This is a genomic window from Allolucifera butyrica, from assembly GCF_900476375.1.
In the GTDB taxonomy this organism is placed as follows: Bacteria; Bacillota; Negativicutes; order Sporomusales; family UPPP01; genus Lucifera; species Lucifera butyrica.
Genome location: NZ_UPPP01000101.1, coordinates 1 through 13985 on the forward strand (window position 1 = coordinate 1; position 13985 = coordinate 13985).

The window sequence follows — 13985 nt, forward strand, 5'->3', positions numbered from 1 at the left end:
CAAGTTCTCACGGAGTAACTGTGTGTAGCATGCCAAGACCTTCGATCCCGGGGCGCCAAACTTAACTTGCCTTTATCGCTAAGCCCAGTGTTGTCTTCTGCTCGTCCCATGCATCGACCATTCCCATTAGGAATTTCGGGATTCTACATCTTCAGCTTTCGCTTTCGGCCTACTACCTTTCCTACCTACGCTTAGACCTGGCGTTACCGCTTCAGTCCCAAGGCTGGATACCGGGTGGTTGGCTAGACCTTCCCAGACGGGATTCCCACCCGCTATACTCCGTGCGCTTCTTGGCGCACGGGACGGTTCCTCGACTCAGTTTATCTTTTAGGGACATAAAGGCAGGACTGTCCCACTGATTATTGACACCAGGGGACGTCAGGCTGTGCGAAAACGGCAACCACTGCTAAAAACCATAAATGTTAACGGGTTAATGATATAATAGAAGTGTAGATAATTCTTGCTGCTGAGGTGTGCCAATGTCACGATATATCACCAGTCATACGAATCGAAACCAAATGAATCTCATGCCAATGTCACTTGACGAAATGATCGGAGAAGACAATCCTGTCCGTGTCATTGATGTGTTTGTTAACAATCTTGACTTGAATAAAATGGGGTTTAAATATGCTACCCCCAAAACAACCGGACGAAAGCCGTATAATCCGGCAGATATGCTCAAACTATACCTTTACGGCTACTTTAACGGCATAAGAACGTCACGCAAACTAGAAACCGAATGTAAAAGAAATATAGAACTGATGTGGCTGCTTCAAGAACTAAAACCAGACTATCGTACAATTGCCGATTTCCGCAAAGATAATATATCGCTTCTCAAAAATATCTTCAAACATTTTTCCCTTCTATGCAATGACTTAGGTCTATACGGAAAAGAAATCATCGCCGTTGATGGAAGTAAATTCCGTGCAAATAATGCTCGGAAAAAGAACCTGACCAAAGGTAAAATTGAAAGAATGCTAGCTTACTTTGAGCAAGCTGCCGAACGATATTTAGAACTTTTAGAACATAGCGACGACAAGGATGAAAAGAAAAATACCCCTACATACACCAAGGAAGAATTACAGGAAAAATTGTCCAACGCCACCCAGCGTATTCATGAATTGACTGAGATTAAGCAACGAGTAGACGAAACGGGAGAAGTCTCCCTTACCGATCACGAAGCCCGTCTTATGAGCGCTAATAATATGGGATTTGATGTGGCCTACAACATGCAAACCGCTGTTGATGCGAAAAGTCATCTGATTGTTGCCATGGATGTCATCAATAATCCGGCTGACCAGGGACAACTTTACAAAATGGCATCTCAGGCGAAACAGGAACTGGAAGTTGATGAGCTAACTGTACTTGCCGATAAAGGCTATTATACCGGAGAATGTCTCGAAAACTGCGAACACGATAACATAACCACTATTGTATCAAAACAAAATCCGCCGTCATCTACGGGCAATTCTAAATACAGATTAGATAACTTTAAGTATGATGCCGCCAATGATTGCTATATCTGTCCTGAAGGGAAAACGCTTTATAATGTCAGCAGCGACAATACAAAAGACAAGCTCTATCGCAGTAAATCTTGTAAAACCTGTCCATGTAAGGATGAATGTACAAAAAATAAACGAGGCCGCCAAATTATACAGGGAAAATATCATGAAGTAATGGCACGTACCGACGGACGGCTAGCTAATAATTTAAAGCTTTACAAGCAACGGCAGATGATCGTTGAACATCCCTTTGGCACAATAAAACGTACCTTGGGGTATACCTACTTCTTGCTGCGCGGAATGGAAAAAGTAAAAGGAGAAGCAGTTATGCACTGTTTAGTGTATAACCTAAAACATGTGCTCAAAATTTTAGGAACTGAAAAATTGATTGCGGCAATTAAGAGGTTTTTTCAGCTTCTTTTAATTATGGCCGCTATTTTCATAACTAATCGGCAATTTGGGTCAATATTTAGATTGAAAAGATGCCGTTTTCGCACAGCCTGACGTTCCTTATTCGACAACTTATTAATCAAATATTTTCCGGATTTGATTGGTGGAGGCGAGCCTTACCGAATCGTATGTACAACTTCAATTAAAGACTATCGCCATAAAGATACATTCCTGATTAGACACTTTCACTCGAATAAAAGTAGTGACCAATCCCTAATCTAAGACGTTGTCAGGGGGACGGGGTTAGCTACACCCCTTTACGCTTTCTATTCACAAACGTAACATGTGGTCTCTGACCATCGATTCTACCTCACCGTTAGAGACTTCGGACCAATGAGATGTTTGTAAAAAAACCCTTTTTGGGGGTCGTCGACAGAGGCTTGGGCTATTAAGTTTCACGCTTGGGAGCTATATCGCCTGCCCCATTCAGCCATGATTTCCAATACCGGAATCATGGTTTTTCCTTTTTCCGTCAAAGAATATTCTACCTTAGGAGGTATTTGTGGGTATTCCTCCCGATGTATTAATTCCTCCTGCTCAAGTGAACTGAGTTGCTGGCTCAGCATCTTATGAGAAATTGTCGGCAGCCTTTTCTTCAGTTCCCCGTATCTTTGTACTTTTTCAGTATATAACAGCCATAAAATAACCCACTGCCACTTGCCTCGGACAATTGAAACGGTATAGGAAATAGGACAAACCAGAGGATCAATCGGACCACTTTTCATTGAATCACTCACCTTTTGCTTAGTACCTCACAATAAAGTGCGTACTTCAATTATAGCACTCCCCATATTACAATCAATGTAAATACTTCCTACAGTTTGAATGGGAAAATAAATATTCGTCGCTAAAAATACATTGGGGGAGGCATAATTATGCTTAGTAATTCGAATGTATATCAAATTGGCGATGTGACGGTTACCCGCATCGGAGAGCTGACCCTCGGTCAATATACTCCCGCATCGCTTTTCCCTGACTGGGACGCAAAGGTGCTAATCAACCGTCAAGACTGGTTATCGCCCGACTCGATGAGCCAAAATCTCGAATATGCATTCATGAGCGTCCATATTTGGCTGGTAAAGACCCCACGGCACACAATTCTTATTGATCCCGGAGTCGGTAACGATAAGAATCGGCCGTATACGCCAGCTTTTGATCGCCTTCGCTTGCCTTTTCTTGAAAGGTTGGCTGAAGCGGGCGCCAAACCCGAAGCAGTCGACTTTGTTCTGATGACTCATCTGCACGTGGATCACGTCGGCTGGAATACCCGGCTGGACGATGGACGCTGGGTGCCGACTTTTAAGAACGCAAGATACGTATTTTCCAAAAAAGAGTACGAATATTATCAAGCCTCCGTAAATCACACTGACAGAAATAAAACGAGCGTTATTATTCAGCAAGACAGCGTTATCCCGATTATTGAAGCCGGTCTTGCCGAAATGATCAATATTGACGGCAGCGAATTTATCGACGGACTCTCCTTTAAACCAACGCCCGGGCACAGCATCGATCACTCATCAATCGCCCTCTCATCTCACGGAGAAAATGCCCTATTCGCCGGAGATGTTTTGCATCATCCCATCCAAGTCCGGTACCCTGAATGGAATTCCTCTTTCGACGCATTTACGGAACAGGCTCGTGCCTCGCGACTCTGGGCGCTCGAATACGCAGTCGAACGACAGGCAGTCCTATTCAGCTCACATTTTCCTGAGAGTGCAGCCGGTACTGTCGTCCGCGAGGGAGACAAGTTCACGTGGCGGTAAATAGTTACTCAAAAAAAGGTATAGCAAAAAAGCCTTTCCAAAGCGACACGGGGCAGGTTCATTGTCCCACCAGGTTCTCCTTTAACTACTTTTCAAGTAATCACTTTACCAGTTATTAATATGTAATCTTGATTCTAATGCTATTTCTTGCTGTGGAATGATTTTAGCATCAGGGGCCTTGTAACCAAAGGGAATTATTGCTGCTATTTCAAGCTCTTGCGGAATATTGAAAACTTCTTTTATCGCAGATGTATTTTGCGGGATAAAGGTAACTCCAAAAATATCTTCTTCGGCTAAACTTAATAGGATATTTTCAATGCAGCACCATACCGAAGCTAAACAATTTAAATCATATACCCGTTTACTTTCAATTATCTGTGTTTTGGGCTTATATATAATAACTAGTAATTCGGGTGCAGTTAATATCATCCTTTTTTGCTTTGGTATTGCATCTAAATACATTTCTTGAGCAAGAGCTTCATGATTTGCAAAAGCTAGTCTTAGACCATCGGTAATTTCTTCAGTCATTTTTTCTGTTTGTGTTAAATCCATCCTTATATTATGGTCCTTCACCAAAATAAAATCCCATTGCTTTAGGTGATTGTAGCTTGGAGCTTTCAGTCCATCTCGTAATGCTTTTTTTATTATTTCTTGGTTTATAGGTTTATCAGAAAAATCTCTAATTGTCCTTCTTTTGATAATAACGTCTTTTAATTCCAATCAAATCTCTCCCTTTAATTGCTTTACGGGAACCGTTTCTTCAAATACTCCAGATATGCTTAAATAGCAGAAATAGGGAACAATTCGCTCATTCATTGACACTATAAATCCTTTTGCCACCGAATGCTTATTTCGAACGAGTCAGGAATGAGTCAGGGGACGGTTCCTTGACTCGGTTTATCCTTCAGGGGGACATAGCAGGAACATAGAGACCGGTTCATTGTCCCACTGGTTGTCAGAGAACGGGTTCTCGGCATTCCCCAGTATTAAAGAGGCCCTCTTACCGTCCTTATTAAATCGCGCTTCCTATTTTCCAAAAAACTATGACCATTTCCGTTTATCCCAAAACGCCACAACAAACTTTTATTTCCCATAAAAAACAAAACTCCTGCCAAATTCTACATATTGGGACAGAAGTTTATTGATGATAGAAAATCAAGCTTATTTTTATCAGCATTTACAAGAAGCAAAAAGAATGTCGTTATAAACTCAGGGGCTGCACTAACGTTTAGCCACTACCTATCCGTCTAGTACGAACGACTCGTATAATAATATCTTATGGAGCTATGTGCGGTTAGTCCAGTATATCCTTCTTGCGGCACAATTACAGTACGCCCCAATTCAAAACAAGGCCAAAATGCCGCAGGAACAGGATCTCCTGTTCGAACAACATTTTCAACACTAAGATAGCTATTAAAATTTCTATAATTGTCAAGATTAAATCCCTTATTTTCCAGACCCAGTCCCCAATTATTCCACACCACGGCTGACATAGCGGGGGCACCGAAAGTTTCCCCAGTTATCTGCCCATGCTTAGGATCTGGATAAAGCGCCATATCTGCATCATATAGCTGCACATAAGCTCCAGCTAATGAATGCCCGGTTATTGATACCACTGCGTTTGGATTTGTATCCCTTATATAGTTTACATAATTTTTAAAATCCACATATTGACCGGGAACTTTATTACATCCTAAATTAAAATCAGCCGCATCGTCTTTCCAGTTAGTTATCTCCGTACCTCTTGCTACCACAACAAGTTCACCGGTCGAAATCTTTTGGTATGTCTCAACATATAACCCGGATGGAAACTCTTTAGAATGAATCAGTGTAAAACCAAAATCCCGGGGATTCATATAGTTTTCATCATGATATATATCAACACATAACGCTGCATATTCTGCTCTTGTTATCATTTCTTCCCACATCCAACTATTTTATTATCGCCAATTCCAAATCTTAACATAGCTCTGTCCGCCTATTGCCAGTCTACTGCCGTCCGAACTAAAGGCTATTGATTTGACTGAGTATTCCGGGTACTTCATATGTGTTACCAATGCACCACTAGCAGCGTCCCATATTCTCACGATTCCCCCTTCGCTTCCCCCGCCGCCACCGGCTGCAATATATTTCCCGTCCGGACTAAATTTTACAGAGTTTACCGGTAAATAGGAATCCCACGCTAATGTCCTAATCAAACTCCGAGACGCAGGTTCCCAAATTTCTATCATTCCTTGTTCCCGGTGCCTTTCACCAATAAATTTATTGACCGCAAAGGCTACATATCGTCCATCCGGGCTATACGCAACCTCACCCGGCATCAATTCTCCTTCCGATTTTAACCCCGCTATGCATTTCCCCGTATTGACATTCCATAATGTAATAACCTTTCCTGCAACTGCTATCAACTGCCCGTCCGGACTATAGGCTATACTCCCGCCAACGTCGGCACGTCCATTCAGAATATCAAGAAACCCATCCACTGGCAGTATTCTGTCGACTGTATCTGTCTTAAGATTCCATATTTCAATTGTATCAATATGGACATCGTCTCCTCTGCCAACTGCAAAATGAATATTATCAGGGCTAAAAATTATTTGCGTGGCAGCCGATGACGGTTTATTCGTATCCAACGGCTCCTTTTTCTTCAATTCAACTTTTTCGCCGGTATCCCAGTTCCATATGTCAATCCCTGCATCACTGCAGTCAAATACGTACCCGTGTTCCTCCGGAACCCTGCCAACTATTAAGTAAGTTCCGTCGGAGCTTGCGGCAACGGAACTTACATAGCTTTTCGCGGAAAATATCCTCTTATCTGACTTTTTCAAATCCCATACCATAAACTCTGACCGGTGTTGTACCGGCACAATAATTTTATTATCCCTGCTAAATACGACCTGCTCAATCCGATTCCCGCCATCGGCATTGTTCACCTTCACAACAGAGGGATCCAAAGCCAGCTTTATTCTAGGTTCCATACCCGGCAAAAACGGAATACTTATTGCCATAAGAATAATTAGGAATTTCATCAATCCATCCGGATATTTTTCCATTTTACCGGCAAACTGTTTTTTTTGCCGGTAAATGTAAATAGCAGCTAGTGTAAATCCTATTGTTACAAATAAGAATTTATATAGCATTAGATAGGCTTCTCCAATAGGGTCAACCCATTTTAATTGAATATAAAGATATCCCCTTCCTACAACCAAAAGATAAAATATGCTTTGTACAATCAGATTCGCCATTAATATAATCCAGCCGGTGTAATTATGTTTTCGCAATCCTACAATTAATAATATGGGCAATATAAGTGACGACCAAAATGGTTCTACCCCATTTAAAATCTCATAAAAGGTATATATCAAATAACCGGCTATTCCTATGATAGCTGCTTTATCTATCCATTGATTCCGTTCCATTTTTTCAACTCCACACCTTATTATTTTTAAGGCATTTCTGGATCTGTGAGAAAAATATGCAGTGGGATCAATAACCCGCCGCAACAGAGGATATATCCTCTTCTCCGACCGGCTGACCGCCGTCAACTTCCACCTTATCTAATAGATCGCCTTTCTGCCGCAAAACCAGTGAAAATTCACCCATACCCGCTGCACTATTATAGCCTTCATGGTAATCAACTACAAAAGCATTCGGCATTTTTATTGTCCGGAAAATTTTATCAGCGGAAATTACTTTAACCGTTACCTCGCGATAAGCATCGGCATTGCTTGCAGGAACTAACGACCATTTATATAATTTCAAAGTTTCAACATCATCGGTATCGCCTGTATTAGAAGTGAGTTTTCCGGTAATATGTATTGAATTAACAATTTTAGAAGACTTGGCTATTGTATGTTCCGCCGCTTTCAATTTAATTTGTATCTTAGCTAGTGTTTCAAGAACAACTTTCCTAATTACTTCATAAATTCCCATATTCCTCCTTCGTTTTAAATAAATGGGATAAAAGTCCCTAATGAATTAAATTAATAGGACTGTAAAACCATATGGAAAATTTTTCTTTTTAAAGATTACAACAATTTTGTGACAAAAAAGTGACAAAGAAAAAACCCGGCCATTGACCGGGCATATTCAAATATATTATTTTACTATTTGCAGGTCTGCTGTTTCGCTAAATTGGAGCATTGTGCCTGCGGGGTAGGCTTTCCCATTTACCGATAAATCTTTAGCAATTGTTCCTTTTAGCACCTGAGCATTGGCCCCCAAAAATACTTCTGTACCAGCTTTGAATTTTATAAATCCGGCATTATTGGGTAAAAGTTTTTCCCAGCCGGCAGGGCGCAAAAAGGTGTCGTTTTCTAATGTTCCTCTGATTACATTCCCGTTTTTATCGAAGGAAATACTCGTATTTCCTTTAAAAGCAACAGGCGGATCAACATCTGGAATTAAATAAATTTCTGCCCCATCTGCTAATGTTCCGGAAATTACTCGTCCAGACGTGTCAGGGGGACGGGATTGTCGACATTCTCAAGTTTTATAGGACACACTTACCGTCCGTAAAGGAGCATGGGGACAGATTCATTGTCCCACTATATTTCAATCATTTTTAGAATGAAACAAAAAAACGTCCCTCTGCTTCCCCTCATCAGCATTACGCTAACACTTCAATTCATAGTAGTTATTTCGATGCATTTGTTTGAGAATTCTCAAGACAATAACTTAATCATAACAATATTTCAGATAATATTGTTATGAATGCAGATTGAGTCCTTTTGTTAGCTTACTAACATGATTTTTCTTACCTATCATGCCAATCCCTACAAGATTTAAATCATCGGTTTTAAACTCAGCAACTTTCTTACGATTATCCTCATCATTGAAAGTTCTAAAAAGTTCTTCGGTATAAATATTCATCTTTACTTCTTTAGTAAGGGACTTTTTTAATATCTCCTTTAGTTCTTCTTCGCTAGCGGAGTAAACAACAATTGGTTGTTGTGACATTGGAAGATACGTTATTCCATCGGCATCAACGTAAGATTCACCTACAATACTTTGGGTCGCACCGATTCCACTCATTAAAAATGCTGTGATATTTAACTTCTGCCACAGCAGAAGGTCATCCCTTAGTATAACTACTAGCTTTGTTTCGAATTCCATTACTGTTCATCTCCTAATTTAAATGTGATATGAATTCTAAAGCCGTTACTCCGTAAACTCTTTTAAAATGCCTATTTAAATGTGACAAATCAACAAAACCACATTCTGTCACAGCCGAATATACATCTTTATTTCTTTCTAGTATCTTTTTTACATGATTCAGCTTACAAAATAGAAAATACTGATAAGGCGAGATTCCAGTATTCGCTTTAAACAACCGGATAAATTGAAACTTTGAAATTGCAAGCTCACTACAAATTTCATCAAGTTTTAGCACTCTTTCCATACTACAATAAATCATTTCTTTTGCTTTTTTAATTAACGTATTATCTCCCTTAAGGGATACTGTATAGATTTCAGTCGGGACGAGAGTCTCTACAATGGATAGGAGCAACTCACTACTTAGGATTTCATTTTTTTCGTTCAAGATTACGCTGGCAAGGCTTATGATATTATTTGCAAGCGAGTGATTATATACTATCGGGGAGGGGAAGCGTACCACGTCTCTTTTTCCAATATCCATGATTATCTTTGGCTCCACGTAAACCATAACATAATCAAGTCCGCTTTTATCGTGCGCCCTGCCATCATGTGTCTGTTCAGGAGAAAAGAGCATAACCCCCTTCTCATAAGACAAACATGAATTTCCGTCTAAATTATACTGTTGAATTCCGCGTAAGGTTACGCCAAATGCATACTCTTGGTGACAATGCTTTTTGTATGAAAAGTCCGTAAAACTCGCCGACAACGCGGTAATACCTGCTGACTGTTTATATATGAATTTCTCCATATCCATCACCTCCTCATAATCTCACCTAGTCCCGAAATCATTATAGCAGAATAGACTAAAAAAAGTGACATGCATATATTAGCGGGGCGTTGATACTTTAGAAGATAGTCCTTAAGAACGGCTCCGAAAAATACCCAAGTGACAAATGCAAGAAAACCAATAGCGGTAATAAGAGCAACATACATTGCTAAGACAAACGGTTCTGAATGGTATGGCAAAATAAAGCTCGGAAAAACCGTCATTGTGAATAATACAACCTTGGGGTTCACAAATTGCATGATTAAACCTGACCTAAACGTAGCAACTTGCCTTACAGTTGCCCTTGATGTATCCCTTTTAAATATCTGATAAGCCAAATACAAAATGTAGAGGCTTCCAATTATCTGCATTATAATCAAAATTTTGGGTATTACCGCCACAAGCATGGTATTTAACATAGCGGAGATGCCAAGTAATGCACCAAAGGCTATCGTTGCTCCATATGTGTATTTCACAGCCTGTTTTATTCCAGAATTATGCACGGTAGATAATATAACAATATTTGTAGGTCCGGGTGTAAATGTTATAATAACGCAGTATATTAAAAAAGATGTATAATTCATGATATAAGCTCCTCGCAAGATATTATCATGAATTATACATCCCAAAAAACAAATAAGTATAGTACATTATTGCAGGGCTACAAGTTTAATAAGTTATCCAACTTTTTGTGATATTGCTCCTACTCTAATGTCAGTTTTATCAAGTGAGACTGAGACATGGCCATAAAAAACAAAACTCCTGCCAAATTCTACATATTGAGGCATAAGTTTATAGATGATAGAAAATCAAGCTTTTTGACCAATACCTGCCCGGCCTAACCAAGCCCTCCATTCAAAACTTCGAATCTTCTGCTGGGATCATCTCGCCAATATCCATAGGCAGAAGCAATAGTTGATATATCCCCGTTTACTGTATAATCTGATTGTATATTTTCAGTTGTCATAACCTGATTTTACAACAAAAACGGCTTCCGGCTATTGCTGGTTGCCGTTTTTTATTGCTTTTAAGAGCTGTCTTAATGCGACAGCTCCTTTATAATTTCCTTCACATTTTTAATACAGCACTACAAAACGAGTAAATTTTTACGCATATTCAAAAACCATTACACGTGACACTGACCCCAGGCTTTCCTTGTCAAACTCGGCTTCCTGTTTGCCTACGTGCTGGCCGCCCCCCATTTTCTCGAGGAAATTTTCTATCCCTGCAAGGGGGAACTTAAGAACCTCTGTTTGAAAGTGCATAGGAATAATCAACGAAGGATTCAGCAAACCTATGACTTCTACCGCCTGCTCAGGTCCGATGGTAGCAAATCCGCCTACCGGCAGCAGTAAAGTGTCAACACAGCCTATCTCTTTCACCTGCTCAGGAGTTAACATATGCCCTAAATCCCCGCAATGACAAATATATATCCCATCCACAATAAACTTGTAAATCGTGTTTTTCCCGCGCTGCGCACCATTCTGCTCGTCATGGAAGGTGGCAACACCTACCATTTCAATCCCCTTATGTGAAAAAGTGCCGGTCTTATTTACGTGAAGAAAGTCTCCCTGCACCGCTTGGGTATAATTATGGTCAAAATGCTCATGGCTTGTAGAAACAATATCCGCCGCCACTTCCGGCACCTTATAGCCTATGGTCCCGTCAAAGGGGTCCGTCAAGACACTTACACCATTATCGGCGGTAATTAAAAAACAAGAATGTCCAAACCATTTAATTTTCATTTTTATCTCCAGTCCTATCCGCTGTTCCTATAATTCATATTCCAAAGGCAATCATTTAAAAACTACTATAGTTCCCATCACAAGCGTCATCCCGATAAGAATTGGAGGCAATATTTTTTCCAATTTATCTTTACTAAACCGCTTAAGAATAATTGGCGCCAAAAACGCTCCTGACATCGTCCCCAGAACTAAGAGCCCGACGAGCATCCAGTGCACGTTTCCAAGACCAAGATGCATTACAAAGCCGGCGATAGATATGCCAACCAGAACAAATACGGAAGTTCCGACCATTTCAAGTGCACCGCATCCTAAAACCGTAAGGCCCGCAACGATTGGAATGCTACCGCTCAAACCGACCAACCCGGACATAGCTCCTCCAAGAAATCCATAGATTACGGCTTTGATCGTATCAGACGCATTGCGTCTATAGCTTGTTATTTGCACATCTTTTAATTCATCTTTATTTAATTTTTCTTTATTTTTTTTACGATATGCCATGATCATTTGAACGCCTAAAATCAAGAGCAATATACCAGTAAGTTTAGTGTAAAGACTTTGCGGTAAGAGGTCGGAGCATAAGGAACCAACAATAGCCCCTATGACAGCCCCGCCCATCATTATCAGCCCGAAGTGAAGATTTACATTGCCCGCTTTCCAGTGACTTATCGTTCCTATCGTGGTCGTAGGTATGATAGTGGCAAGCGAAGTGGCTGCGGCAATCGCAGGCGGGACATTGAAAAAAGCAGTAAGTATTCCCACATAAATACCACCGCCACCACCGCCCAAAGAGATTATTAACAGCCCTATCAAGAATCCGACCCATGGTAAAGCAATTATTTCCATTTATCTAATTCCTCCATTAAAAACGTCACAGCCTACAATACTGCAAAACAAAGCTTGACTTCATATTTTTTCACAACTAATATTATAACAAAGAAAGATTTAGATTAAAAATACGTATTTCGACTAACTTATAGCTGATTTTCAACTACAATTTTTACGAAAGGATCGATCACGATGGACATTCGCCAACTCAAGTACTTTCTGGCCGTTGCGGAAGAAGGACTGGTTACTAAGGCGGCCGACCGACTACACATCACCCAGTCCCCGCTTAGTCAACAGATGATTTTATTGGAACAAGAATTGGGCGTGCAACTTTTGCAAAGAACTAAAAAGCACATTGGCTTGACAGAAGCGGGGTACGTATTGAAACGTAAAGCAGAACAAATCCTGGACTTAACTCAGTCGGCCATGAATGAAGTACGGGAAACTGCAAACGGAATACGGGGAAAATTAACTATCGGAATAATCAATTCATCAGGGAGGTTATTGTTACCAGAAGTTATACGAATGTTTCACCAAACTTACCCCTTAGTTTCTTTTGACCTACGACAAGGAGATACCCAACGCATATTGGAACTGCTAAATTCTCATCTCATTGATATTGGCTTTGTCCGTCTTCCGGTTGATTCGTCTCTTTATGATTATGTTACAGTCCCCACCGAAGGCATGATTATGGTAGCGCATTCCCAAGCTATTACTGTGGATGATGACGAAGAACTACACCTTATTCACCTAAAAGATCAGCCTTTACTAATACATCGTCGATATGAAACAATTATTTTTGACTACTGCCATCAAAAGGGATTTGAACCTAATATTTTTTGTGCTAGTGACGAAATAGTGCCCCTTCTGACTTGGTCTCTCCGTGGACTTGGTGTCGCCATTGTTCCTGAATTTGCCATCAATCTTTTATCAAATTCCTCTCTAATAATAAAAAAAATAACAAAACCTGTTGTTACAACATCCAGCGCACTAATCTGGCGCAAAAAGGAAGTATTGCCGGTAACTGCAACTCATTTTATTAACATGTTCCAAGAAAAAGATATTCCTTCTTGCTCTTAACCATCATATGGTAGTGTATCAGATAACTTCAACAACCCCAACCTCGGCTCGCAATAAAAACTCCACTTGCACCAGATTCAATACCCGAATACGTTCGACCAGCATTCCGAACAACGTCTCGTCAACTCCCGCACACAGTCGATCTCCTGCAATACCCCGGCTATCTCCCGTACCCTGCCGATTGTTTTCTACCGCAAAAACAAAATCCTAGAAACCTTGCTTTTTAAGGTTTCTAGGATTTTACATTTTAATATGAGTCGGGGGGCTTGAGTCGAGTCGAGTAGAAACGCGCCTTGCGACGCGCAACCCTCACAGAACCGGACTTGCCCTATTAAGGCATCCGGCTCTTCATAGCAGCATTTACTTACGTCTAGCCATAGATATTTACATAGATTCTCGCGTTAACTAGCGGGAATCTCTCCTCGAGTTTTGCAAATCCTTCCCAAGTCAGGCTGTTCTTTTGGCTTCTACGATTGAGCACTTCAAGTATCTTGCGCCGTATGCGGTATCCAAACGCATGAATTCCGTTGCTGTTGTCGGTCACCCCATAGTAGCGGTAGTGCCCAGCCAGCTTGGCATTTATCTGCTTGATTAAGTCTCCTATCTCAGTGTGCATATTTTGATAGAGCCATTCAGCAAAGTATTTCAACTTCGCTCTAAATTTCTTCCGGCTGGTTGTCCTCTTGACGCGGAACTT

The 13985-nt window shown here is 40.7% G+C and carries 14 protein-coding genes; 3 read left to right on the forward strand and 11 right to left on the reverse strand.

All coding sequences use genetic code 11. The annotated features are described in order from the left end of the window. Nucleotides 1-479: 479 nt before the first annotated feature. The gene (locus LUCIF_RS20555) at nt 480-2006 is read left to right on the forward strand and encodes an IS1182 family transposase (RefSeq protein ID WP_122629715.1); all 1527 of its coding nucleotides are present in this window, start codon (nt 480-482) and stop codon (nt 2004-2006) included. Nucleotides 2007-2347: 341 nt separating this feature from the next. On the opposite strand, the gene LUCIF_RS20560 is transcribed toward LUCIF_RS20555, so the two are convergent. Next, nucleotides 2348-2677 carry a winged helix-turn-helix transcriptional regulator gene (locus tag LUCIF_RS20560; RefSeq protein ID WP_122629716.1) on the reverse strand — a complete coding sequence of 110 codons (330 nt, stop codon included), beginning with the start codon at nt 2675-2677 and terminating at the stop codon, nt 2348-2350. 150 nt (nt 2678-2827) lie between these two features. Here LUCIF_RS20560 and LUCIF_RS20565 point away from each other — a divergent pair, with 150 nt between their 5' ends. Beyond that, nucleotides 2828-3715, forward strand: coding sequence for an MBL fold metallo-hydrolase (locus tag LUCIF_RS20565; RefSeq protein WP_122629717.1), 888 nt, complete (start codon nt 2828-2830; stop codon nt 3713-3715). 105 nt (nt 3716-3820) lie between these two features. Here LUCIF_RS20565 and LUCIF_RS20570 read toward each other — a convergent pair whose 3' ends face one another. The 9 genes from LUCIF_RS20570 to LUCIF_RS20615 all read right to left on the reverse strand — a co-directional run bounded on the left by LUCIF_RS20570 (nt 3821) and on the right by LUCIF_RS20615 (nt 12226). Further along, the gene (locus LUCIF_RS20570; RefSeq protein ID WP_122629718.1) at nt 3821-4435 is read right to left on the reverse strand and encodes a nitroreductase family protein; all 615 of its coding nucleotides are present in this window, start codon (nt 4433-4435) and stop codon (nt 3821-3823) included. A gap of 527 nt (nt 4436-4962) precedes the next feature. After that, entirely contained in the window at nt 4963-5643 is a 681-nt protein-coding gene (locus tag LUCIF_RS20575; protein ID WP_122629719.1) for a lipase family protein, read from the reverse strand. A gap of 12 nt (nt 5644-5655) precedes the next feature. Next, nucleotides 5656-7134 (reverse strand): WD40 repeat domain-containing protein, encoded by a 1479-nt coding sequence (locus LUCIF_RS20580; protein ID WP_122629728.1) that lies wholly within the window; start codon nt 7132-7134, stop codon nt 5656-5658. Between the two features lie 67 nt (nt 7135-7201). After that, on the reverse strand, nt 7202-7648 hold the full coding sequence (locus tag LUCIF_RS20585) for a membrane-associated protease 1 (protein WP_122629720.1): 447 nt from the start codon (nt 7646-7648) through the stop codon (nt 7202-7204). Between the two features lie 774 nt (nt 7649-8422). Beyond that, nucleotides 8423-8830, reverse strand: coding sequence for a DUF2000 domain-containing protein (locus LUCIF_RS20595; protein WP_122629722.1), 408 nt, complete (start codon nt 8828-8830; stop codon nt 8423-8425). 13 nt (nt 8831-8843) lie between these two features. Further along, nucleotides 8844-9620: a helix-turn-helix transcriptional regulator gene (locus LUCIF_RS20600; protein WP_122629723.1), complete on the reverse strand. Its 777-nt coding sequence runs from the start codon at nt 9618-9620 to the stop codon at nt 8844-8846. A gap of 5 nt (nt 9621-9625) precedes the next feature. After that, nucleotides 9626-10222 carry a LysE family translocator gene (locus LUCIF_RS20605; RefSeq protein WP_122629724.1) on the reverse strand — a complete coding sequence of 199 codons (597 nt, stop codon included), beginning with the start codon at nt 10220-10222 and terminating at the stop codon, nt 9626-9628. A 522-nt stretch (nt 10223-10744) separates the two neighbouring features. After that, nucleotides 10745-11383 carry an MBL fold metallo-hydrolase gene (locus LUCIF_RS20610; RefSeq protein WP_122629725.1) on the reverse strand — a complete coding sequence of 213 codons (639 nt, stop codon included), beginning with the start codon at nt 11381-11383 and terminating at the stop codon, nt 10745-10747. Between the two features lie 51 nt (nt 11384-11434). After that, a complete protein-coding gene (locus LUCIF_RS20615) occupies nt 11435-12226 on the reverse strand; it encodes a sulfite exporter TauE/SafE family protein (RefSeq protein ID WP_122629726.1) in 792 nt (263 codons plus the stop codon). Between the two features lie 174 nt (nt 12227-12400). Between LUCIF_RS20615 and LUCIF_RS20620 the strand changes: the two genes are divergently transcribed. Continuing rightward, nucleotides 12401-13288, forward strand: a complete 888-nt coding sequence (locus LUCIF_RS20620) for a LysR family transcriptional regulator (RefSeq protein ID WP_122629727.1) — start codon at nt 12401-12403, stop codon at nt 13286-13288. A gap of 370 nt (nt 13289-13658) precedes the next feature. Here the strand turns inward: LUCIF_RS20620 and LUCIF_RS20625 are convergent. After that, nucleotides 13659-13985 (reverse strand): group II intron maturase-specific domain-containing protein (locus LUCIF_RS20625; protein WP_279386976.1); only part of this gene is annotated, 327 nt, incomplete at its 5' end.

Coding starts and splice junctions, on each gene's coding strand:
- LUCIF_RS20555 (WP_122629715.1), top strand. CDS start 480: ATGTCACGATATATCACCAGTCATACGAATCGAAACCAAATGAATCTC.
- LUCIF_RS20560 (WP_122629716.1), bottom strand. CDS start 2,677: ATGAAAAGTGGTCCGATTGATCCTCTGGTTTGTCCTATTTCCTATACC.
- LUCIF_RS20565 (WP_122629717.1), top strand. CDS start 2,828: ATGCTTAGTAATTCGAATGTATATCAAATTGGCGATGTGACGGTTACC.
- LUCIF_RS20575 (WP_122629719.1), bottom strand. CDS start 5,643: ATGTGGGAAGAAATGATAACAAGAGCAGAATATGCAGCGTTATGTGTT.
- LUCIF_RS20580 (WP_122629728.1), bottom strand. CDS start 7,134: ATGGAACGGAATCAATGGATAGATAAAGCAGCTATCATAGGAATAGCC.
- LUCIF_RS20585 (WP_122629720.1), bottom strand. CDS start 7,648: ATGGGAATTTATGAAGTAATTAGGAAAGTTGTTCTTGAAACACTAGCT.
- LUCIF_RS20595 (WP_122629722.1), bottom strand. CDS start 8,830: ATGGAATTCGAAACAAAGCTAGTAGTTATACTAAGGGATGACCTTCTG.
- LUCIF_RS20600 (WP_122629723.1), bottom strand. CDS start 9,620: ATGGAGAAATTCATATATAAACAGTCAGCAGGTATTACCGCGTTGTCG.
- LUCIF_RS20605 (WP_122629724.1), bottom strand. CDS start 10,222: ATGAATTATACATCTTTTTTAATATACTGCGTTATTATAACATTTACA.
- LUCIF_RS20610 (WP_122629725.1), bottom strand. CDS start 11,383: ATGAAAATTAAATGGTTTGGACATTCTTGTTTTTTAATTACCGCCGAT.
- LUCIF_RS20615 (WP_122629726.1), bottom strand. CDS start 12,226: ATGGAAATAATTGCTTTACCATGGGTCGGATTCTTGATAGGGCTGTTA.
- LUCIF_RS20620 (WP_122629727.1), top strand. CDS start 12,401: ATGGACATTCGCCAACTCAAGTACTTTCTGGCCGTTGCGGAAGAAGGA.